Here is a 396-nt window from a genome sequence, read left to right on the forward strand (position 1 = left end):
CGGCGAGCTCCAGGAGGGCTCGGTGTGGGAGGCCGCGATGAACGCGGGCCACCACGGCCTCGACAACCTGGTCGCGGTCGTCGACCGCAACGGGCTGCAGATCTCCGGCTCGACCGAGGAGTGCGTGAGCCTGGAGCCGCTGGGCGACCGCTGGAACAGCTTCGGCTGGGCGGTGGCGGAGGTGGACGGCCACGACCTGGGCGCGCTGCGGGAGGCGTTCGCGGCCCTGCCGGACAACGCCGGGCGGCCGACCGTGGTGCTGGCGCAGACGGTCAAGGGCCGCGGGGTGCCGCTGTTCGAGGGCAAGAAGAAGTCCCATTCGGTGCAGCTGACGCCTCGGCTGTTCCAGCGGGCCCTGACCGGCCTGAACACGAGGAGGGCACGATGACCGCCACG

General features: G+C 72.5%; 1 pseudogene. It reads left to right on the forward strand.

Going from position 1 to position 396, the window contains the following annotated elements:
• Nucleotides 1-388: pseudogene (locus tag G3I78_RS50270) on the forward strand (transketolase); the annotation flags it as partial.
• Nucleotides 389-396: the final 8 nt, after the last annotated feature.

This window comes from Streptomyces sp. SID13726, assembly GCF_010548375.1.
Lineage (GTDB): Bacteria > Actinomycetota > Actinomycetes > Streptomycetales > Streptomycetaceae > Streptomyces.